Annotated in this window: 17 protein-coding genes; 12 read left to right on the top strand and 5 right to left on the bottom strand. The window is 37.3% G+C overall.

Annotated features, from left to right (window positions below; genetic code table 11):
- Positions 1 to 14 precede the first annotated feature (14 nt).
- The 4 genes from FW778_RS00290 to FW778_RS00275 form a co-directional block, all read right to left on the bottom strand.
- Complete coding sequence (locus FW778_RS00290; protein ID WP_150412585.1) at positions 15 to 701, bottom strand: FAD-binding oxidoreductase; 687 nt, start codon at positions 699 to 701, stop codon at positions 15 to 17.
- Positions 702 to 794: 93 nt separating this feature from the next.
- On the bottom strand, positions 795 to 1,271 hold the full coding sequence (locus FW778_RS00285; RefSeq protein ID WP_150412584.1) for a universal stress protein: 477 nt from the start codon (positions 1,269 to 1,271) through the stop codon (positions 795 to 797).
- Positions 1,272 to 1,511: 240 nt separating this feature from the next.
- Positions 1,512 to 1,949 (bottom strand): hypothetical protein, encoded by a 438-nt coding sequence (locus FW778_RS00280; protein ID WP_150412583.1) that lies wholly within the window; start codon positions 1,947 to 1,949, stop codon positions 1,512 to 1,514.
- 75 nt (positions 1,950 to 2,024) lie between these two features.
- Complete coding sequence (locus tag FW778_RS00275; RefSeq protein ID WP_150412582.1) at positions 2,025 to 2,741, bottom strand: hypothetical protein; 717 nt, start codon at positions 2,739 to 2,741, stop codon at positions 2,025 to 2,027.
- 216 nt (positions 2,742 to 2,957) lie between these two features.
- Between FW778_RS00275 and FW778_RS00270 the strand changes: the two genes are divergently transcribed.
- The 3 genes from FW778_RS00270 (at position 2,958) to FW778_RS00260 (ending at position 5,427) form a co-directional block, all read left to right on the top strand.
- Positions 2,958 to 3,644, top strand: a complete 687-nt coding sequence (locus tag FW778_RS00270) for a response regulator transcription factor (protein ID WP_150412581.1) — start codon at positions 2,958 to 2,960, stop codon at positions 3,642 to 3,644.
- Positions 3,644 to 5,035 carry a sensor histidine kinase gene (locus FW778_RS00265; RefSeq protein WP_150412580.1) on the top strand — a complete coding sequence of 464 codons (1,392 nt, stop codon included), beginning with the start codon at positions 3,644 to 3,646 and terminating at the stop codon, positions 5,033 to 5,035. Before FW778_RS00270 ends, FW778_RS00265 begins: the two co-directional genes overlap by 1 nt.
- Before the next feature lie 116 nt (positions 5,036 to 5,151).
- On the top strand, positions 5,152 to 5,427 hold the full coding sequence (locus FW778_RS00260) for an HPF/RaiA family ribosome-associated protein (RefSeq protein WP_150412579.1): 276 nt from the start codon (positions 5,152 to 5,154) through the stop codon (positions 5,425 to 5,427).
- 307 nt (positions 5,428 to 5,734) lie between these two features.
- Here FW778_RS00260 and FW778_RS00255 read toward each other — a convergent pair whose 3' ends face one another.
- Complete coding sequence (locus tag FW778_RS00255) at positions 5,735 to 6,442, bottom strand: FadR/GntR family transcriptional regulator (RefSeq protein ID WP_150412578.1); 708 nt, start codon at positions 6,440 to 6,442, stop codon at positions 5,735 to 5,737.
- A gap of 170 nt (positions 6,443 to 6,612) precedes the next feature.
- Here FW778_RS00255 and FW778_RS00250 point away from each other — a divergent pair, with 170 nt between their 5' ends.
- The 9 genes from FW778_RS00250 (at position 6,613) to FW778_RS00210 (ending at position 21,580) form a co-directional block, all read left to right on the top strand.
- The gene (locus FW778_RS00250; RefSeq protein WP_150412577.1) at positions 6,613 to 9,969 is read left to right on the top strand and encodes a SusC/RagA family TonB-linked outer membrane protein; all 3,357 of its coding nucleotides are present in this window, start codon (positions 6,613 to 6,615) and stop codon (positions 9,967 to 9,969) included.
- Between the two features lie 40 nt (positions 9,970 to 10,009).
- Positions 10,010 to 11,560 (top strand): RagB/SusD family nutrient uptake outer membrane protein, encoded by a 1,551-nt coding sequence (locus FW778_RS00245; RefSeq protein WP_150412576.1) that lies wholly within the window; start codon positions 10,010 to 10,012, stop codon positions 11,558 to 11,560.
- A gap of 84 nt (positions 11,561 to 11,644) precedes the next feature.
- Positions 11,645 to 12,586 carry a dihydrodipicolinate synthase family protein gene (locus FW778_RS00240; protein WP_150412575.1) on the top strand — a complete coding sequence of 314 codons (942 nt, stop codon included), beginning with the start codon at positions 11,645 to 11,647 and terminating at the stop codon, positions 12,584 to 12,586.
- 36 nt (positions 12,587 to 12,622) lie between these two features.
- The gene (locus tag FW778_RS00235; RefSeq protein WP_202552009.1) at positions 12,623 to 13,759 is read left to right on the top strand and encodes a DUF1668 domain-containing protein; all 1,137 of its coding nucleotides are present in this window, start codon (positions 12,623 to 12,625) and stop codon (positions 13,757 to 13,759) included.
- A 96-nt stretch (positions 13,760 to 13,855) separates the two neighbouring features.
- Complete coding sequence (locus FW778_RS00230; protein ID WP_150412573.1) at positions 13,856 to 15,112, top strand: MFS transporter; 1,257 nt, start codon at positions 13,856 to 13,858, stop codon at positions 15,110 to 15,112.
- Entirely contained in the window at positions 15,109 to 16,272 is a 1,164-nt protein-coding gene (locus FW778_RS00225; RefSeq protein ID WP_150412572.1) for a sialidase family protein, read from the top strand. The genes FW778_RS00230 and FW778_RS00225 overlap by 4 nt, the downstream gene beginning before the upstream one ends.
- A 24-nt stretch (positions 16,273 to 16,296) precedes the next feature.
- Positions 16,297 to 17,478: an AGE family epimerase/isomerase gene (locus FW778_RS00220; RefSeq protein ID WP_150412571.1), complete on the top strand. Its 1,182-nt coding sequence runs from the start codon at positions 16,297 to 16,299 to the stop codon at positions 17,476 to 17,478.
- Positions 17,479 to 17,485: 7 nt separating this feature from the next.
- A complete protein-coding gene (locus FW778_RS00215; RefSeq protein ID WP_150412570.1) occupies positions 17,486 to 18,982 on the top strand; it encodes a sialate O-acetylesterase in 1,497 nt (498 codons plus the stop codon).
- 15 nt (positions 18,983 to 18,997) lie between these two features.
- Positions 18,998 to 21,580, top strand: a complete 2,583-nt coding sequence (locus FW778_RS00210) for a family 20 glycosylhydrolase (protein WP_150412569.1) — start codon at positions 18,998 to 19,000, stop codon at positions 21,578 to 21,580.
- The last annotated feature ends 659 nt before the right edge of the window (positions 21,581 to 22,239 follow it).

Here is a 22,239-nt window from a genome sequence, read left to right as displayed (position 1 = left end):
TTTTCAGACCCAATTTAAAATTCTTCTATCACAATTTTATTTTTGTCAGCTCCTAAATGCAAAAGAATTTCTTTAATGCTTTCTATCATTGCATCCGGGCCGCAGATATAGAAATATTGAGACAGATCTTTTATTTTTTCCGAGAGATAACGTTCGTCCATTTTTCGATTATCATACTTCTCTGTTTTCTCGTTAGTAATTGTATTGATAAAATTTTTGCCAAGCATTTTTTCAAACTCGTCTTTAAGAATAATATCCTTTGTTGTTCTGTTGGAAAAAATCAATTTATTATTTCGAAGCTTTTCATCTTTTTGCAATTGCCTGAAAATGGCGATGAAAGGCGTAACGCCTGCGCCGCCTGCAATAAAAGTACCTTCGCCTTTGTAATTAATAGCTCCAAATACATCATGCAAAATCAATTCATCACCTGCATGAAGTTTTCCCAATTGATTGGTTACACCATTGTGATCATTATAAATTTTAATAGTGAATTCGAGGTGGTCCCATTCGTTAAGACTTGTAAACGTAAAAGGCCTTCGCTCTTCTTTCCAATCGGGAAGATTGATAACAATATCTGTAGCTTGCCCCGGTTTAAATTTATAAGAGTCCGGCTTGCTTAAGTTGAATCGTTTTACATTGTGCGTTACATATTCGGTTTCCAGGATTTTTACAATGTGTTCTTCATTCGGATATTCTTCCATAAATAAAAATTTTTAATTTTAATTATTTTTTTTTGCAACCAAATAATATAGTTGTTCTTTCGTAATTTATCTTATTCACTTTGGTTAAAGCCATTATTTTTCTTCAGGAGATTTTACTGGAATAATAAATAGCGGAATTGTTGTGTGATGCAAAACATTTTCGGCTACGCTTCCCAGTAATACCTTATCTAGTCCTTTGCGGCTGTGCGTTCCCATTACTATCATATCCGCCTTCATTTCTTTTGCCGTTTGCAAAATATTTTCTGCATACCCTCCTTCTTTTACCACTGTTTCAATTGTTTCATCTCCCAGGCTAAGTTTTACATTATCGAGGTATTTCTCTGCTGTTATTTTCAATTCTTCAACGCTACCTGCTTGGACTATATCTAAGTTACTAAAACTATCAAATCCTGCTATCGGCGAATAATTAAGAGAAGCATAGAATGCTGACCCTGGAGTGACGTGCATCAAAGTAGTATGCGCATGTAAAGCTTCAGATAATGCGTAGCCGGTTTCTGCAACTTTTTTAGCGTCGGCATTATTGTCGAGTGCTATTAATATTTTTTTCATTTACTCAATTTAAGTTCCATGGAAAATTTCTTTTTTGTCCTTCAGGTGCCTGGTGGTATTAGGAAATGATTAACCATGAGTTCATATTTTATTTTACCAGCAGTCCTCCATGACTATTTAAATGCTACCATACTAATCTGCGCTTCTGCATACTGTTGCAGTCGTCGTTAAAACAGCAAAGAATTGCTTTTATTTTTATTTCGTCATGCATCAAATATTCAAACACTAATACGATAATCGCTAATATGATAATCCTTTTATTGGTAGCGGGAAGATAAAATCCTGGAAAATACTATGCCTGGCTTTCTTTACATGCTTAGCGAATCTATCCAGGCCGGCATGCAATGTAAAAGCATAATCTTTATCCAGTTTGCTGATAATAAAATTGATTTTATGCAATTCTTTTTTTATTTCGTCGCGCTTATTGTCATCAAAGGGAAAATATTTTTTTTCCGCAAATTCGAATTGCTCTTTAAAACCTTTCTCTACTTCAGAGTAATACGGTAATAATAACGGGATGGCTGTAAAAGTTTTTAAATGTGCTAATTTAATTGCATCTGCCTTTTGACCTTTGTTAACTTCATTCAACGTACATGAGGCCAGCACAGATATTAGTACGGGCGCTTGATATAAAAGGTGTCTTTCTTCTTCTGTTAACGTTTCAAATTGTTTAACCATATAGTCTGTATTTTTTTAATTTTACTTGTTTTCTGAATCTCGTTACGCTTCTAAATTTTTTAAATAATTATCACTTTATTTCCCTACGCGCACATTTACATTTTGGAAAAGATGATCTTCCAGGTAAAAATGCATGTTTAGATTATCTTCAAGCTCCTTCATTTTTTCAATCAAGGTCTTATAGGAATCACAGGCATCAGCAGGTATGCCAAAATCATTGGTGACCTTGCGGAGCGTTTTCAGATAGGTAAATGCTTTTGCACGTTCATTTTCCAGCAACTTTATTTTTTCCTTTAAAGACTGCGAAATGCTGGCATCGTTTATTTCGGCATATTTTATATCGTTTGCTGTTTGCCTGATGCAAGGAAAGATAAATTGTTCCTCTTCTTTCATTTGATTTAATAAGTCGTGCAGGAACAAAAAGATAATTTTATTGAGTGTTAGCAATTCGGGATGAGTATTGCTATGGTGGTAAAAAGCTCTTTGTGCCAGGTTATAAATAATAACGGCGTTCTTTTTCGCAAAATTGTGGTGTGTTTTAATAATGTAGTCAATAAGGAAATCTGTTTCCCATTTACCAAAGTTATTCCTTGAAAATGGCCTAAATGCTTTAAAAGGCTGAGATACACTTTTTACAGATTCTGCGTTCACATAAAATTCATTGCCGTTCTTTTGGGTGATGTCAGTTTTAATTTGACTGAGATCAGTATCCTCGTTTTTTAAAAACTCAAGAGCGGGGATTCTTTCATTAATAACGTCGTTTTCTGTTTCAGCAAAAGGGTTAGTATTCATATCAAAAATTTTAACCAGGATTATTTAAGTGTTCCCTGAATAATTACCAATATTTATTTGAATCCGTAATGATTATCAATTTTATTTACCAAAATTATACACGGGCTATTAGTTTGGCATTAAGACGACATTAGAATGTGATTAGAAAAGGATTGAATTTTTTTAATCTAAAATGATAAGGAGTAAATTGCTACATTTAAAAGCTGTTCTACCTTTATGGAGAGAAGGATATTAATTGTTGAAGATGAAAAAAAAATTGCCGATACGCTTAAGTTTGGGCTTGATGAAATTGGCTTTAATGTGGAAGTTGCCTATGATGGTAAATTAGGCTATCATTTATTTTGCGCTAAAGATTTTGATCTGGTTATTCTTGACATAAATCTTCCTGGTATGAATGGGTACGATTTGTGCAAAGCTATTCGTTCGCAAAACCAACATATTCCCGTTCTTATGCTCACCTCGATGAGCGGTTTGAATGATAAAATTGAAGGCTATGAATCGGGCGCTGATGATTATATGGTGAAGCCGTTTGAATTTAAAGAACTCCTTTTAAAAATAAGGGCATTGCTTAAACGTACCACAAACCAAAGCCTGCCGGTTGGAAATATTCTTAAAGCTGCTGACCTGGAAATGAACCTTGACAATAAAGAAGTGAAAAGAAGCGATAAAATTATCAATCTTACCGCAAAAGAATTTCAATTGCTTGAATACCTGCTTCGCAATAAAAACAGGGTTGTTTCAAGAGTGGATATAGCAATTAACGTATGGGATGTTGACTTTGAAACCAATACCAATGTTATTGACGTTTATATAAGTTACCTGCGAAATAAAGTGGACAAGCAATTTGAGCACAAATTAATTCAAACCCACATTGGTATGGGATATATATTAAAAGGCCATTAATGCATGTAAGAATTAAAATAACATTGCTTTTTACTCTTATAATGTCCTTATTGCTTGCATTATTTTGTGGTTTTATTTATTATTTTTTTTATAACAGCAGGTTAAGAAATACTAATGCGCATTTAAGCAATTATGCTATGTCAACTGTAAATATGCTTAACGAGCCTGAAATATTTGATCAGGGGCTGATAAATAAAATTGATTCGATAACCATCATACCTCTGAAACATAAAGCCGTTCAAGCGTATAATAATTTAAATAAAAAAATATATGCCTATAATGATGAGCAATCTGATACTTTACATGTTACAGGTGAAATATTGGATAAGGTAAGATCGAACGAGATTTCTTTTTTCACTGTTGGCAACAGAGACGTGGTCGCGTTGTACCGTAATAAAAATAATAAACGGCGAGTGATCCTGGCTGCTGCTTTTGATGAGGAAGGAAAAAGAAATCTTAATCTTCTTAAAATTATTTTACTAATAAGTTTCCTCTGTGGCAATTTAATTGCGTTTACTTCAGGCTATATTTTCTCTAAAAAATTATTGATTCCTATCAGGAAGATTGCAGATGATGTAAAGGATATTTCTGCGCAAAACCTGGCACATAGAATTAAATCAGGAAATGCGAATGATGAATGGAACTATCTAACTGAAACTTTGAATGAATTGCTAGATCGCTTACAACAAAGTTTTGAAATGCAGCGCCGCTTTATTTCGTCGGCGTCCCATGAATTATCGACTCCGTTGACTTCTATTTCCAGCCAGTTAGAGGTGGCCCTTCAAAGAACCAGGGATGCAAATGAATACCAGGGAGTAATGCATTCTGTTTACCAGGATGTACGTCAATTGAGCAGGCTAACCCAGACGCTATTAGAGTTCGCAACTGCATCGGGTATTAAAGGGGGAATTGAAATTAATTCAATCAGGGTTGATGAAATACTAATGCAGCTTCCGGGTGAGGTTACAAAAATGAACAAGGAGTATTCTGTAAAACTTCAGTTTGATCAATTACCTGAAAACGAAGAAAGATTATTGGTATTTGGCAATGCCGAATTATTACTTACAGCCATAAAAAATGTTGTTTCTAACGCATGCAAATACTCACCAGATCATCTTGCTACAATAAAATTAGTGGTTGAACCAAAGGAAATAATTATTTCTGTCGAAGACAGCGGTAAAGGTATTTCTGAAACTGATTTGAAGAATATTTTTCAGCCATTTTACAGAACTGAAGATAGCAAATCAATTACTGGTTTTGGTGTAGGCTTACCCTTAGTCTATCGCATAATAAAGTTACACAAAGGCCAGATAAAAGTTAGTTCCGTTGTTGGAAAAGGAACTACTGTTCTAATACAACTGCCTATTGCCGAAAATGTGCGAGCCAAATAATTTTAATTGCTTTCTAATTTATTCTTAATCTCCTTCTAATAACGGCGGCTTAGTTTTGAAGAAATAAACAATTGAAAATTGTCACAATTATATTATTCTCTAATAAAATAAATTTTATGAACATTATTATTAAATCGACAGATTTTAAGGCAGGAAATAATTTGGAAACATTTGTAAGGGAAAAAGTAAAGAAATTGTTCAGACAATGCAATAGCATTATCCGTGCGAATGTGATTCTAAGAAAGGGAAGCAGTAAAAATCCTGAAAATAAATTATGCGAAATAAGATTGGTGGTGCCGGGCTATGATCATTATGTAAAAAAAAGCAGCATAGGCTATCAGATCTGTTTCACAGTCAGTAGATGCTTTGCGGGAAATTTTAAGAAGAAATAAAACAAGGCAACTTACAAAGAGATAACGTCTTCTCATTTTCTAAATTTTAAATTCGGGTCAACATGTTTCAAAAACAAAAAGTTTTTTCGTTTAGCAGCCCATTTCTTTTAATGATCGTACTAATGAATGTTTTAGTTATAAAAACTGCATATATATATAACCCCAACTTTTATTGGACATTGATGTTTTCAATTCCGGCATTGGCTTTTGCGATTTACTATAAAAAGATAATTTCAAGTGATTCCGCATTGAAGAGGATAAAAGTGCGTCATACTTTTTATAAAAAAAATGACATGATGGATGATTGTTATTGAAAAATCCTCGCAAAATGATTTTCCAGATGATTTCGCATCCCATTTCTGAATTCTTCCGGAGTGCCGGTTTCAAGAATATTTACAAGCGTTTTATGAGAGGTAAACGTTTTAAGTAAGGGCTGCTTTTTTAATAAACCACTTTTGTGCACGTAATCAAATACCGGCAGAAGCATTTTTTGAAATTTCTTTAAAGTTTCATTCCCTGTTATTTCATATAGTTTTCCATGAAAGGCGATTTCATGATCTATGTTAAATAAATGATATTGCGCAGCCGGCGGTTCATTTCTTACTATTTCTTTAAGTTCCACAATATCTTCTTTGGTCACTCTTTTAAATAGAAGATCAGCCATTCCTATTTCCAATACAAGTCTTATTTCAAAAATTTCCTTTAGTGTTTCCTCGTCGAGTACGTGCGGGTTCATGCTTTTGCTCATCATGCCAAACAAATCCGGGCTGGTGATCACTGAACCTTTTTTTTTCTTGGATTCTATTAAACCCATCATACGAAGACGCAATAATGCTTCCCGGATAACGGTGCGGCTTACGCCCAGAGTTTCGGCCAGCTCAAGTTCTTTAGGAATAGTATCACCCACCTTCAACTTTCTTTTTTGCAGGAGTTCGACAAGTTTGGCTTCTACTTTATCAACCAGGGAACTGGTATCCACCATCCGTAAATTATTTTTTATCGCTTCTATATTCATACTGATAGTATTCGGTTTTTTTAAACGTCATTTAAGAATTATCCCGCCGGTAAATTTATGATAAACAATAAATTTTTAATTTTTTTTAAATTTTTTTTGGTGAATTGAAAAAAGGAATATAATTTTATTATGTCATACATAATACAAATATACATTTTAAATTGATATTTATGAAATCTACTGGTTTAAAACTGCTGCTTTCAACGGCTTTAATTTTCACGGCGGCATCGGGTTGGGCACAAATGAAAAAAATTTCCGGAAAAGTTACAGATGAAAATAATAATCCGCTTTCGGGTGTGAGTATTAGTGTAATAGGAAAAACAGAAGGTACTCAGACCGATGTTAATGGGAACTATGATCTTGACGCGTCGCCCAACGACGAGTTGAAATTTTCCTCGGTTGGCTTTTTATCAAAAACTGTTAGGGTGGAAAATTCTTCAGCGATTGATGTGGTTTTGAAAATTACTAACGGTAAGTTAGATGAAGTGGTGGTGGTAGGATATGGAACGCAAACAAGAAGAACATTAACGGGTTCCGTTGCGAGCTTAGATCAGAATGTCTTAAAATCTTCGCCCAACTCGAATCTTGGTACTGCACTACAGGGCACATTGCCCGGACTAAGGGTTCAGCAATCGACCGGCCAACCCGGCACCACGCCCAGCATTTCCTTCCGGGGAGGCTCTAATTTCAATGGAACGGGTTCACCATTGATCATTGTAGATGGTATTGTATTGTCAACTTTATATGGTATTAACATGGATGATGTAGCAAGTGTGGATCTCTTGAAAGATGCAGGTTCGCTAGCAATTTATGGTGCAAGAGCCGCGAATGGAGTATTGTTGATTACCACTAAAAAAGGCAAAAAGGGCAGGACTCAAATAAACTATAGTTATAGAAATACAACAAACTATATCCGTTACAATCCAGAGCAGTATTTAACCGCAGCTCAGTTCATACATTGGAACAGAAGCGGCATTCAAAGCCGATGGGAGGCTGATGTTGCAGATGGTAATACCAATGCTGCCAATACCGATAAGGGTCAGAACGTAGGTTCCTGGGGCTGGGCAGTAAATAATGGGTGGACATCACCAACCGGATTATACACTACTCAGATACTGAGTAATGCCAACCGGCGCCTTATTGGCACGTCCGGATGGAATACGCTTATAGATCCTAATCCCTTTATATCGGGACAAATGGACACAATTCTTTACCATGAATTAGGTGTCAGAACCAGGGAGGATATGATCTTAAAACAAAATGCTACACAGGAACATTATCTGAATTTTTCCGGTGCAAATGACCAGGGTGGTTTTGCTTTGGGTCTCGGTATTCTTAATGATAATGGTATGGTAATAGGTTCTCAACTTAAAAGATTAAGTCTCAATTTTAACGGAGGGCTCAATGTAGGTAAAAACTTAAAGGTAACTACTACGATATCCGGTTACACATTAGATCAGAAGCTCCCTTATGTTGACCCTGCAGGTGGTGCTGCAGGTGGCTTAATGCAAAGATTTGTTGGGGTAGCCCCTACCGTTAGGTATTACAATGATACTTCCGGCGCCATATTGCCCGGTCCGAATGATAATACCCTGGGAAACCCACTTTATTGGAGCAAGATACCTCAAAACAATACCGGCCAGCAACGTTTAATGGGAAGCCTGCATGTTGATTATACAATATTGCCGTGGCTTAAATTCTTGGCTACCGGTTCCGGGTACCTGCTCTATCAGAATGCAAACAATTTCAATACCTCGTACCAGCAAGGCAACAACGGGGCTATTAATACAACAAGGGCCGCTTCATTTAATAATTATAATGATGTGTCATATACTTATAATGCATTTTTACAGTTTGACAGAACCATCAATAAAGTACATAATATTACTATCCTGGGTGGTGGCGAATTTTATGATTTTAAAGAACATACTTTTACGGGGTCCGGATCCGGAGCGCCGACGGATTTATTCCCATGGCTGTCTGCATCAGTCCCGCCGGCGGTTGTAAATGGAACAATTACTAACCCACAAAGAGCCTATTCAAGTTTTAATGCATGGGAAAGATTAGCTTCTGCCATTGGCAGGGTAAACTATAGTTATAAAAGCAAATATTTCATAACAGGAAATATCCGCTACGATGGCACTTCAAGGCTTGCCAATAATCAATACGGATTATTCTCCGGAATTTCCGGAGGCTGGAATATGCAAAACGAAAAGTTCTTTAAAAGCAGCCCTGCGAGTAAATTTATAAGTGTATTTAAACCCCGTATCAGTTGGGGGCAGGTAGGTAATCTTGCGTCGCTAACCAATTCTGACGGTTCGCAAAATTATTATGCTGCGGATCAAACTTATCCTTCTACATCGGTGTACAATGGCCTTGGAGGTACCTATTATCCCAACTATATCAATACAAATTTGAAGTGGGAAACTTCCACCACCACCAATCTTGGTGCTGACATAGGGTTGTTTGATAACAGGGTAACTATTATCGGTGATTATTTCATTAAAAATATTTTCAACAAAATATCAGGCTTACCTCTAGACGTTACTTCTGGGTTCTCAAGCATTCAATACTATAACAACGGACAATTGCAGAACAAAGGATTTGAGTTAGATGTAAGAGCGCGGGTTATTCAGCCTGTAAAAGCAGACGGCCTAAGTGTTGATATCAGCGCTAATCTTTTTAAAGTTAAAAGCTATGTAGTGAAGCTGCCGTTCAACGGGCTTCCCGGAAACAGGCAGGGGACTATGCAGGTTTGGGATCCAAAAAATCCAACTCAACTAATACAGGTTGGCGGCCTGCAGGAAGGACAACGGGTAGGGCTAGACGAAGTCTATGCACCTAAGTATGATGGTATCTATACGTCACAGGGTGAAATTGATAAAGATGCGAATGTATATAATTCCTTTTTGCCGTATACACATAAAACATTAAAACAACTGGGCGACGCCCGCTGGCACCAGGTAAATCCGAACGATACCATTGATTCAAGGCAGTTTGTTTATGTCGGCAGAACAACTCCTCAGTTATCAGGCGGATTTTCGGGAGCTATCAGCTATAAGGGTTTTAGCCTATACGCACAATTTGATTTTGCCGTAGGCTTCGTAATTCTTAACAATGAAAAACTAAGAGGCTTAAGCCAGGTACAAGGGTCTCAGAATTCAACCGTTGATGTTCTAAAGACATGGTCGCCTGCTAACACCAGTGGTACACTGCCAAGATTTTACTGGGCGAACCAGGGAAGAAATTATGCGACAGATGCTTCCGGCAATAATCCTCCGGCGAACTTTTGGGAGAAAGGAGATTATTTAATGGCAAGGGAAGTAACATTAAGTTACGACCTGGCAAGAAGTTTACTGGAGCAATCATTTCATAACAGGATAAAGGGAGCCCGATTATTTATAACAGGCAATAACCTGGCTTATTTCACCAAATACAGCGGCAATTTCCCTGAGACTGGCGGAGTTGATAATGGAAAATTCCCGCTGCCACGACGTCTCACCTTAGGCGTTAATGTTACGCTGTAATTCCGCTAAATCAAAAAAATAAAACATAAAATAATTTAGAATGAAAACATATAAATCATTTATTAAGTTACTGCCCGTTTTGATACTTATAATAAGTATCACCTCGTGCAAAAAGCAATTAGCAGAGGCAGTCCCCCAGGATGTATTGTCGGCTGCCGATCTTTCTAACCCCAATGCTTTGGTTACATTATATACCGGCGTGTACGCCCAACTCAGAAATTACAACAGCACTCTATTTGGGCTAGGAGAAATGCGTTCAGAAATCTGGACAGATGGTCTTTTTACAGAGTCTGTTGACGGCGGGCATCAACAGCTTTATGATCAAAATATAAGTGCTTTAAATGTACCTTATAGTAACTGGGGAAATTTTTACAGCCTGATATACCAAATAAACAATGCCATTCAATATTTTACCGCTACTACTGTTTTACCGGACGCTACTAAAAATCAATATTTAGCCGAGATGTATGGTATTCGTGCCTACATTTATTACACAATGGCTAAAACATGGGGCAGCGTTCCTTTAATTACTAAAACTTTACCAACGATCAACAGTACCGCACAAACTTATGCGGCACGTACGCCTGTTGACTCTGTTTTTATGCAAATAAAAAGTGATATAGAGCAATCTCTTACTTTATTTAATGGCAACTATTCTTTCCCAGCAGGAAAACGTGTTTATTGGAATGCTGTGGCATCGTTAGTTTTAAAAGCAGATGTAAATCTTTGGACAGGTACTTTATTGAAAGGAGGTAATGCTGATTTAACGATAGCTCAATCTACGCTGCAACAGGTAGAAGATTTACAGGGAGGCACATTAAGATTGGATCCAAAATATTCCGACATTTTTGATCCCACAAAAAAAGCGAACAATCCTGAAATTATTTTTGCACTAAACTATGAATTAAGCCAGGCGCAAAATACTGTATTCGCTGAGTTTACGGTAAATTCCATACAAGCAAATACGCTAACTTTTGAGAAATCAAGTGATCCTACTAAAGTAGTGTCTTATGTTTATCCTTATGTTGGCGGTTCCAACCGGGTGGGAATGAACCAGGATATGATTACGAAATTAACAAGTGGACCTCCGGACCAAAGGATAGCCGGTACGTTTAAAGTGATGTATAGTACTTCGGCTCCTTATGCCGTAAGAGGTGTGTTGCTGAACAAATGGATTGGCACTGCATCCGGCACCAGCCAGGTTTTTACAAATGATTTTCCAATTTATCGTTATGCTGATGTTTTGTTGCTAATGGCAGAAGCTAAGTCCAAACTAGGACAAGACCCTTCACCGGAAATTGATAGTCTACGTTCGAGAGCATACGGCCCAACATATACGCCTTATGTAAGTGGCAGTGTTGATGATAATATCAGGGCGACGTTAGAAGAACAATTACGGGAAGAAATTGGCGAAGGTAAACGTTGGTGGGCATTAAGACGATGCGGCGATCAATGGGTATATAATTACGTGAACCCGGCTTATCTGTCAGAGGCAACCGTTACCTCAGGTAAAGGACCCACCCTTGAGTTGCCCATTTCTGTTCAGATGTTAAATCTCGATCCCTTGTATAAACAGACACCAGGTTATTAATTAAGCAAATTCTCATAAGCAATCATAAATTGCGTCGGGGATACTCATATCCCCGGCTTTTACTAAACTATATTTTATTCTAAAATGAATATTCAACATTTACAAGGCTTAATTGCCGCACCATTTACTCCTATGAAAAATGATGGCACACTGAACACATCAGCGATACCCTCATATTATGAAATGCTTGCAGCCAATAATGTTTCCGGCGCATTTATTTGCGGCTCTACAGGAGAAGGGGTATCTCTCAATATGCAAGAAAAGAAGGAAATGATAAAAGCCTGGGCCGATTGTACAAAAGATGATCCTGAATTTAAAGTGATGGTCCTTGTAGGAGGCACTTGCATAGCAGACTGCATTGCATTATCAAAGTATGCCCAACAGGAAGGCTTATACGCAGTTTCATTTACCGCCCCGTTCTATTTTAAGCCTGCAGATGTGGAAACGCTTGCGGCATGTTGTAAAGCTATCGCAGATGAAGTTCCGGGCATGCCCTTTTATTATTATCACATTCCTGTTTTAAACGGCGTTGATTTTCCAATGATACAACTTTTAAAAAGCATTGAAGGAAAGATTCCAAACTTTGCCGGCATTAAATATACTCACGAGGATTTTATGGATTTTCTGTCCTGCCTGCATTTTCAAAAAGCAAAGTATGATTTACTTTGGGGGCGGGATGAAAGCATGCTTTCTGCATTAGCTGTTGGCGCTAAAGGAGCCGTAGGGAGCACATTCAACTATGCTGCGCCTTTGTACTACAGCCTGATAGATGCATTTAATAATAGCGATTTTGATAATGCGCAGGCATTGCAGCAGCAGTCTATTGATATGATATCGCTGCTCGGAAAATATGGTGGTATTGCTACCGGTAAAGCCTACATGAAAATGATAGGGATGGACTGCGGCGAATTTCGCCTCCCTGTAAAAAATATGAATGACCAGCAATTTGAACTATTTAAAAAAGATGTGGAACAAATTAATTTTAATAGCTTTTGCTCTCAAAAATCACCCGGTGTAAAAGCTTAAAGTATAATGATAAGGCGAATAACTTTTTTAATAATTATGTTATCTACATTGGCTGCCTCCGCCCAAAACATAAGCCCTTCCGTCAAATGGAAATTTGGTGCTGCATTACCGCCATCAAGAGGACAGTCAAAGTCATTAGGTTTTGCCGGTGTTATTAATGGCGTTAGCAACAATGTTTTGATTGTGGCAGGCGGCGCTAATTTTCCTCATGGATTGCCTTGGGAAGGGGGAAAGAAATATTACTCCGATGAGATCCATGTATTACAAAAAGATGGGGTAAACTTTCTTTGGAATAAAAAGGTAATAAACAAATTGCCGGAGCCAATTGCCTATTGCGGCAGTACTTCAACGGATAGAGGAATTGCATATGTTGGTGGCGAAAATGAAAACGGTATCTCAAACAGATGCCATTTATTAAGATGGAATAACCAAAAAGATACAGTGGATATAGAGGCGTTGCCCAATCTGCCAATAGCCTTAACAAACATAGCGCTTACCCATATAGGGAATACTTTATATGCTGTTGGCGGCGATGAAGAAAAAATTTCTTCTAATAGTTTTTATAGCCTCAATCTTGATGATGCAGAGCCTCAATGGCAGAAGCTTCCCCATCTTCCGATTGCATTGGCAAATGCAACTGCAGTGTCCCAATATGTAAAAAATGAAAAAGAAATTTTTGTCATTGGAGGAAGATCAAAATCCCTGTCCGGCGTCAGCGATTTACATCATACTGTTTATGCTTTTAATATTGACACACAAAAGTGGAGCGAGTGTGCTGATATATCTAACGGTAAATATATTACGAACCTATCTGCCGCTTGCGGCGTGGCTTTAGGTAATGATGAAATTATGATTATCGGAGGCGACAATGGAAAGGTGTTCCACCAGATTGAAAATTATATTGCCCAAATAAAAAAGGCAACAAGTCCGGAAGAAAAAGAAAAGCTAACTGAACAAAAGAACGAATTAAGCATTCACCATAAAGGATTTGATAAAAGTATTTTATTATATAATACTAACATTAACGAATGGACGAAAATTGGGGATTTGCCCTTCCCGGTACAAGTGACTACCACGGCAATAATGTGGAGGAATGATATTGTAATTTCAAATGGAGAAATAAGACCCGGTGTGAGAACTCCAAATATAATGATTGGAAAAATAGGCCGATAACGGTTGTTACTAATTTTATATCATTGCCCGGGAAGATAGGGGCAACACAAATGGATTTGTTCCTGCGATTTAGTTTTTCAATGGAAAATATACATCATGAAGGAAAGCAAAAATTATAAATGGATAGTAGTTGCGTTGCTTTGGGTAGTTGCCCTGCTAAATTACATGGACAGGCAAATGCTTTCTACTATGCGTCCTTCCATGCAGGTTGATATACACGAATTGCAGTCAGCCACTAATTTTGGTTATCTCATGGGCATTTTTCTTTGGGTATACGGTTTCATGAGCCCGGTATCCGGCATTATTGCAGATAAAGTGAACAGGAAATGGCTGATAGTAATAAGCTTATTTGTATGGAGCGGTGTTACTTACGGTATGGGATATGCGAAAAATTTTCATGAAATATACTGGTTGAGAGCAATTATGGGAATCAGCGAGGCCTTATACATCCCCGCCGGTTTGTCCCTGATTGCAGATTTTCATAGTGAAAAAACAAGGTCGCTTGCCATCGGCATTCACATGACAGGGCTTTATGTTGGACAGGCTTTGGGAGGATTTGGCGCTACGATAGCGGCTGCATTTTCATGGCACGTAACTTTTCACTGGTTTGGGATAACGGGCATCGTTTATTCATTGGTTTTAGTTCTTTTTTTAAGAGAGAAAAAAAATAAAAGTGAAGAGACCTCGGTTGATAGCACTTTAAATACGGGAAGGATTCCTGTCTTTAAAGGACTAGCAATGCTATTTACAAATGTTTCATTCTGGATTATTCTATTCTATTTCGCCATTCCCAGTTTGCCGGGATGGGCCACTAAAAACTGGCTTCCAACCTTGTTTGCTCAAAACTTAGATATACCTATGTCGCAGGCTGGGCCGCTTTCCACGATAACCATCGCGGCATCTTCTTTTCTGGGAGTGATCTTTGGTGGCATATTATCGGATAAATGGGTTCAACAAAATATACGCGGAAGAATATATACAAGTGCAATTGGTTTATCACTCACTATTCCTTCTTTGCTTCTGCTTGGGTTCGGGCATTCACTTTTCAATGTTATTGGAGCCGCACTTTGTTTCGGTGTTGGCTATGGAATGTTCGATGCCAATAACATGCCTATACTTTGCCAGTTCGTTTCGGCCAAAAACAGGGCAACTGCTTACGGAATTATGAATATGACCGGGGTTTTCTTAGGTGCATTTATCACTGATTTATTGGGAAGTTCTTCTGATGCCGGTAACCTCGGGAAGAGTTTTGCAATGCTTGGTGCAGTAGTGTTAGTGGCAGTAATCATTCAGCTTATATTCCTTCGGCCAAAGTTTAAGGGCTTTTCAGATATAAAATTAAATATGAAATGAAAAAGTTTATAGCGACATTGCTTATCCTGTCATTTTTTCTCCATTCATTTTGCCAGGATAAAATCCCGGTTTTTGTTTCCGGAACTGAAGGATATAAAAGTTTCCGCATCCCTGCAATTATTCGTTTACCAAATAAAGTTTTATTGGCTTTTTGCGAGGGAAGAGTTAACGGAGCGTCTGATTTTGGAAATGTTGATATAGTCATGAAGAAAAGCGCGGATAATGGTAAAACATGGAGTGCGCTCCAAATTATTGTTGATGCAGATTCTTTGCAGGCTGGAAATTGCGCGCCGGTAGTAGATACTAACGATCAGGCCTATCCGCAGGGAAGAATTTTCCTTTTTTATAACACTGGAAATAATAATGAAGGGCAGGTAAGAAAAGGAAATGGGATACGGCAAGTGTGGTATAAAACATCCATTGATGACGGACGAAGTTGGAGTAAAGGTGTTAATATAACAGCAGAAGTTCATCGACCAAGGCAACCACAAATTAACCAGGTATACAATTTTTCGGAAGACTGGAGAAGTTTTGCCAATACTCCCGGCCATGCGATGCAATTTCAAAAGGGAAAGTATAAAGGAAGAATATTTATTTCGGCCAATCATTCGCAAGATGCTCCTAAAAAAGATTTTACTGATTATGTGGCCAATGGATATTATACTGATGATCATGGCAAAACATTTCGTATATCCGATAACGTCAGTATCGCCGGCAGTAATGAATCTATGGCTGCAGAATTGAGTAATGACAGATTAATGATGAACAGCCGCAATCAGCGTGGGGATATTCGTGCAAGGATAGTTTCAATAAGCAGCGACGGCGGTGCCACGTGGGATACCACTTATTTTGATAAAACCTTGATTGATCCTGTGAACCAGGGAAGTATATTAACTCTCGGTTCTACCCATGGAAAAAATATTATTGCATTTTGTAATGCAGCAGATGTGAAAAGCAGGAACCATCTTACTTTACGCATTAGTTACGATGATGGAAGAACCTGGAAAAGAAGTTACAAAATTGATGGCAATGATACTGATTCAAAAAAAGATTATACAGCCTATTCTGATTTGGTAAAATTAGGTAAGAATAAAATAGGTTTATTGTATGAAAAGGATAATTATAAAGAAATAGTATTTACCGCAGTAACCTGGAAGTGATGTAAACAATTTAATTATTTAACAGTGACCTATTCAAAGCAAGATTTACTTGGGTTAAAAGATTTTTATAATAATCAGTTATTAAGCGATACCATTCCATTTTGGTTTCCACGCTCATATGATAAAGAATATAGCGGTTTCCTGTTGATGCGGGATAGAGATGGAAGTTTGCTTGATGATGATAAAGCAGTCTGGATACAAGGGAGAGCGACATGGCTTTTAGCAACTTTGTACAATACAGTTGAAAAAAAACCGGAATGGTTGGAAGGCGCTAAACTGGGTTATGAATTTTTAAATAAATATTGCTTTGATACAGATGGGCAAATGTTTTTTCATGTAACACGTGATGGAAAGCCAATTCGTAAAAGAAGATATTTTTTCTCTGAAACATTTTATGTAATTGCTGCTGCAGCTTATGCAAAAGCAAGCAGTGATGAAGAAGCTGCCATAAATGCAAGGAAAATATTTGGTGATTGTATTGCCTATTCAAGAGGCGAAAAAAAACTGAATCCTAAATTTTTCAATACAAGGCCATCGAAAGGAATTGGTGTGCCGATGATTATGATAAACACTGCGCAGCAATTACGGGAAACTATTGGTGATGGCAGATGCGATGAATTGATAATGACATGGATAAACGAAATAGAAAATTATTTTGTAAAAGATGATATTAAATGCGTGATGGAAGAGGTAGTGCCTGATGGGAGTATCATAGATCACATTGATGGGAGGACGCTCACGCCCGGCCATGCCATTGAAGGCGCCTGGTTTATTTTACATGAAGCAAAGTGTCGCAACAATGATAAACACCTGATTGATTTGGGATGCCGCATGCTTGATTACATGTGGGAACGCGGATGGGATAAAGAATATGGTGGCATGCTGTATTTCCGTGATGTTTATAACAAACCTGTGCAGGAATACTGGCAGGATATGAAATTCTGGTGGCCGCAAAACGAAACGATTATTGCCACATTATTAGCGTATACACTAACAGGTAACGAAAAGTATGCTCAATGGCACAAGCTCGTTCATGATTATTCCTATAAACATTTTCATGATAAAATTAATGGCGAGTGGTTTGGTTACCTCCATCGTGATGGAAGTATTGCGCAAGCGGCAAAAGGAAATTTATTCAAAGGCCCATTTCATTTGCCTAGACAGGAATGGTACTGCATGCAATTATTGTATGATTTTCTCAAATAGCATAGGAATGAAAAAATTTTTTTTCTTAATATTTCTTTTGCCTTATGCAACATTTGCCCAGGTGCGGGTAGCAAAAATATTCTCCGATAATATGATATTGCAACGGGAGCAACCTGTGCATATCTGGGGAAACGGAATTCCTGGTAAAGTGGTAAATGTATCTTTTTCAAAAGAAAACAAAACGACAATTGTTCAACCTGATTCTTCATGGAATATTTTTTTCGGCAGGCGCAAAGCAACTCTTCACCCAGAATCATTAATCATCAGCAGCGGCAATGAAAGGATAGCGTTCAAAAATATATTGATAGGCGATATCTGGCTGTGCATTGGCCAGTCAAACATGGAATTTTCGATGAAAAATGAAATGCACTTTGCCGATGAAATTAAACGAAGCAATCAACCACTGATTCGTTTATATAATCCTTCATTCATTGGTAAAAATATTTTTGGAACTGCATTTACTGATTCAATGAATACTCGATTGGCCGCCGGCAATTTTTATAGCGACACAAACTGGCAGCTCTGCGATAGCAATTCAATAAAAGAAATGTCTGCAGTAGGTTATTATTTCGGAATGGAAATTTTGCAACATGAACATATCCCAATTGGTTTAATTCATTTGGCCATAGGCGGCTGTCCCATTGAAACATTTATCAGCAAAGATGTTTTAAAACGTAGCAAACAATTTGCTGCTAAAGTAAATGGCAACTGGTTAACAAATGATGCTTTACCTGTTTGGATAAGGGAAAGGGGAAAGCAAAATGCCGGCGATATTAAATATGCGGATACATCTGGTCCCAACCATGGGTACAAACCGGGTTTTGCTTTTAAAACCGGGATAAAGCCAATAATCGATTTACCGATAAAAGGTGTTATCTGGTACCATGGAGAAAGCAATGCTCAGGAAATTGAAAGAGTAAATGAATATGCTGAATTACAAAAATTAATGATAGAAGATTATCGTGCTGAATGGCATCAACCGCAATTACCTTTTTACTGGGTACAGCTATCATCAATAGGTACAGCACAATATAAGTCGCAGCTCTGGCCACAGTTTAGAGATGAACAAAGGAAGCTTTTAACTATGGTGAAATATGGGGGTATGGCTGTTTGCAGTGATATAGGTTTTAAAAACAGTGTGCATCCTACGAACAAGAAAACTGTTGGCGATAGACTGGCAAGATGGGCTTTAAATAAAACCTATGGTGAAAACATTATTCCATCGGGGCCACTACCGGTCGATGCGAAATATAAAAATGGAAAAGCGATTATCTCGTTTCAATATGCAGGCGATGGCTTAAGAATATCAGGCGGAAAAACATTGAGAGGATTTTCTATTGATAGAGAAACCGATGCGAACGCCATCATTAAAGAAAATGAAGTTTACATCATGTCAAAACAAAAGCCGCGTTACGTTTATTATGCATGGAAGCCATTTACTGACGCAAATCTTGTAAACAGTGAAAACTTACCGGCATCTACATTTAAAATAAAAGTTGACTAAAAGACTTTTGAAAAAATGAAAAAAGCTTTACTCACTATAATTTGTTTTTTATTACAACATTCGATCTTTTCACAGGTTGTTCTGCCTTCTTATCCTGATTCTATATTTTCAACTTACTATCAGCAGCGGGATTCACATTTTCAAACATTACCTCAAACGACCGGTGATATAATATTTCTGGGCAACAGCATTACTGATGGTGCAGAATGGACTGAATTATTCAATGATATTCATGTTAAAAATCGTGGCATCAGCGGAGATATAACTGCCGGAGTAATGCATAGGCTGGATGAAATAACCAACAGGAAACCGGTTAAGGTTTTTTTATTAATAGGTGTAAATGACGTTGCAAGAAATATTCCTTCCGACAGCATTGTAAAAAATATTTTGATAATAGCAGATTATGTTCGCCAGCAATCGCCATCAACAAAATTATACGTACAAAGTATATTGCCCGTAAATAATGTGTATGGCAAATTCAATACACACACCGATAAAGGGGAACAAATAAAAATTATAAATGCGAAATTAAAAGCTAGTACTAACAGCCACGCTTATACGTATATTGATTTATATTCTTCATTTGCTGATGAAAATGGAAAGCTAAAGGCTAACCTTACCAATGACGGTTTGCATTTAAAGGGCAAAGCTTACCTTATCTGGAAGCACATTTTATATCCTTATATATATGACCTGGAAAGAAATCCTTCCCTTATTCCATTACCGCAGCAAGTAAGTTTTACAACTAATTACTTCCCCCTTTTTGACTGTAAAAAAATTGTTACTGAAAATTCCGTGTTATTAAATGAAGCCGAAAATTTGAAACAACAGCTTTGGGAAAAAGGTATAATAATGGATGTAAATAAACCATCTGGTACAGATGAACCTGTTATCGAATTAGAAATTGGTAAAGTGGAAACCCCGATGTTGGAAGAAGAAGCTTATCGTTTAAGTGTTACACAAAATAGAATTCTCATTAGGGCCAATACTGCACATGGAATTTTTAATGGTATACAAACATTGTTGCAATTAACGCGTGATGGATCGCTGGTTACTACCTGCGAAATAACTGACTGGCCGGCATTTTCATGGCGTGGCTATATGGTGGATGTTGGCAGAAATTTTCAATCAATGCAATTGTTGAAACAACAGATTGCTGTAATGAGTAAATACAAGCTCAATATTTTTCATTTTCATTTTACAGAAGATATCGCCTGGCGTTTGCAAAGTAAAATGTATCCACAACTTACAGCCCCGGAAAATATGCTTCGAAACAAAGGCATGTATTATACCGTAGACGAACTAAAGGAATTGATTGCTTATTGCAAGGAGAGATACATTACTCTTGTTTCTGAGATTGATATGCCTGGCCACAGCGCAGCGTTTAAGCGGGCGATGGGTGTTGATATGCAATCAGACTCAGGCATAGTAATTCTGAAAAATATTTTAAAAGAGTTTTTTACCACGTTTAAAGACCTTCCTTATTTTCATGTTGGAGGCGATGAGGTGCATATTTCCAATAAAAATTTTATGCCTGAAATATTGAGATACGTGGAAAGCTTTGGAAAGAAAACTGTTGCCTGGAGCCCCGGTGCTTCGCTTGATAATAAAACTATCCGCCAGCTTTGGATGAGTGATAATGGGAAAAGAAATATTTCAACATTGAAATTTATTGATTCAAGACATTTATACATTAACCACATGGATCCTTTGGAAGCGGTAGTTACTATTTTTAACCGGCAAATAGGCGATACCACACGCGAAGATGATAATATAAATGGTGGTACGCTTTGCTTATGGCCCGACAGGAAAGTAGAAAATGAAACTGATATCTTAAAAATGAATCCTGTTTATCCCGGTATCCTGGCCTTTGCAGAAAGATGCTGGCGCGGCGGAGGATGCAAAGGATGGACGGCAACTATTGGCACCCCGGGCTCCCCCGAGGCCAATGAATTTACTGAATTTGAAAACCGTTTGTTAGATCACAAAAAATTATATTTTACAGAGCTTCCATTTCCTTATGTAAAGCAAAGTCAGATGGTTTGGAGACTTTATGGCCCTTATGAAAATAACGGTGAGCTTTCAAGACAATTTGAACCGGAAATAGAAAAATTAAATGAATCACAATTGGTTTCTTCACAAATTGTTACTGGCGGAACTATAATATTAAGACATTGGTGGGCGCCGCTTATTAAAGGCGTTCTAAATCATCCGAAAGAGAATACTACCTGGTATGCATACACGAAAATATGGAGTGATGAAGAAAGGTTACGGGAGTTCTGGATCGGCTTTAATAATTTATCCCGTTCGCCGGCAACAGATTCACCGGACTCAGGAACCTGGAATAATTTACAAAGCGAAATATGGGTGAATGGGAATGAAATACCTGCGCCTGATTGGAAGCGTCCAGGCCAAAAAGGAAACTCAGAAATACCTTTAGTTGATGAAGGTTACGAATACAGGGAACCAACCAAAATATTACTTCATAAAGGATGGAATATAGTTTTAATAAAATCGCCAATTGTAAGTTTTAAAGGCAAGGACTGGCAAAACCCGGTAAAATGGGAGTTTACTTTTGTGCCGGTTTGCAGTTATTAAAATGGCAATATGTTATTCCTGATACCTAGCAGGTAATTATTAATTCAGGTTATTATTTCTTAAATGATCAAAGGTAATCTATAAATGAGTTTGGATATATCCAATATGCATCGTTTAATCCGACTATTGCAGCAGTGCTATTTTCAAAGTGTTGCTGTCAAAAGAAAATAAATCCGGCTTTTCATTTACGCTTATTGTGAGAGTTTTTATCTCTATTATTGAGAAACGTTTGACTAATCTTTAAGTAAAAGCAAACAGAAATGCAGTAAGTCCTAAATATCCTGACGGAAAAAGGCGATCGGATAAGAAATAAAATAACAGCATAATTAACCCCAAAAATGTTTAAAAATTGTTCAATGATAAATTTTACATACACCAACTTCTAAATACTTCGATCAATTATTAAAATAAAACTTGCGTCGCAAACCTTTCATATCGTCACTAATCTTTCTATCTAATATCTTGGCAAAACGTTGCTTGGTTTTAATATTTCTACAACCGAGCATTTTAGAAACAGTTTCGATAGGAACGCCATCGCTCTACTAACTTTAGATTTTTGAGATAAAATAATAATCCAAAACTCTTTTCATAATTAATCATTTTTAGGGTTATGAAATTACAGTTAAATCATAATGAAATATATACAGGCGTTTTATAAA

The sequence above is a fragment of the Ginsengibacter hankyongi genome (assembly GCF_008710285.1).
Lineage (GTDB): Bacteria > Bacteroidota > Bacteroidia > Chitinophagales > Chitinophagaceae > Ginsengibacter > Ginsengibacter hankyongi.
Note: the sequence above shows the minus strand (reverse complement) of the source record. Positions and strands in the feature narration are given on the sequence as shown.

Bases quoted from the DNA above. Each gene is read 5' to 3' on its own strand.
- FW778_RS00290 (WP_150412585.1), bottom strand. From the start codon at position 701: ATGGAAGAATATCCGAATGAAGAACACATTGTAAAAATCCTGGAAACC.
- FW778_RS00285 (WP_150412584.1), bottom strand. From the start codon at position 1,271: ATGAAAAAAATATTAATAGCACTCGACAATAATGCCGACGCTAAAAAA.
- FW778_RS00280 (WP_150412583.1), bottom strand. From the start codon at position 1,949: ATGGTTAAACAATTTGAAACGTTAACAGAAGAAGAAAGACACCTTTTA.
- FW778_RS00275 (WP_150412582.1), bottom strand. From the start codon at position 2,741: ATGAATACTAACCCTTTTGCTGAAACAGAAAACGACGTTATTAATGAA.
- FW778_RS00270 (WP_150412581.1), top strand. From the start codon at position 2,958: ATGGAGAGAAGGATATTAATTGTTGAAGATGAAAAAAAAATTGCCGAT.
- FW778_RS00265 (WP_150412580.1), top strand. From the start codon at position 3,644: ATGCATGTAAGAATTAAAATAACATTGCTTTTTACTCTTATAATGTCC.
- FW778_RS00260 (WP_150412579.1), top strand. From the start codon at position 5,152: ATGAACATTATTATTAAATCGACAGATTTTAAGGCAGGAAATAATTTG.
- FW778_RS00255 (WP_150412578.1), bottom strand. From the start codon at position 6,442: ATGAATATAGAAGCGATAAAAAATAATTTACGGATGGTGGATACCAGT.
- FW778_RS00250 (WP_150412577.1), top strand. From the start codon at position 6,613: ATGAAATCTACTGGTTTAAAACTGCTGCTTTCAACGGCTTTAATTTTC.
- FW778_RS00245 (WP_150412576.1), top strand. From the start codon at position 10,010: ATGAAAACATATAAATCATTTATTAAGTTACTGCCCGTTTTGATACTT.
- FW778_RS00240 (WP_150412575.1), top strand. From the start codon at position 11,645: ATGAATATTCAACATTTACAAGGCTTAATTGCCGCACCATTTACTCCT.
- FW778_RS00235 (WP_202552009.1), top strand. From the start codon at position 12,623: ATGTTATCTACATTGGCTGCCTCCGCCCAAAACATAAGCCCTTCCGTC.
- FW778_RS00230 (WP_150412573.1), top strand. From the start codon at position 13,856: ATGAAGGAAAGCAAAAATTATAAATGGATAGTAGTTGCGTTGCTTTGG.
- FW778_RS00225 (WP_150412572.1), top strand. From the start codon at position 15,109: ATGAAAAAGTTTATAGCGACATTGCTTATCCTGTCATTTTTTCTCCAT.
- FW778_RS00215 (WP_150412570.1), top strand. From the start codon at position 17,486: ATGAAAAAATTTTTTTTCTTAATATTTCTTTTGCCTTATGCAACATTT.
- FW778_RS00210 (WP_150412569.1), top strand. From the start codon at position 18,998: ATGAAAAAAGCTTTACTCACTATAATTTGTTTTTTATTACAACATTCG.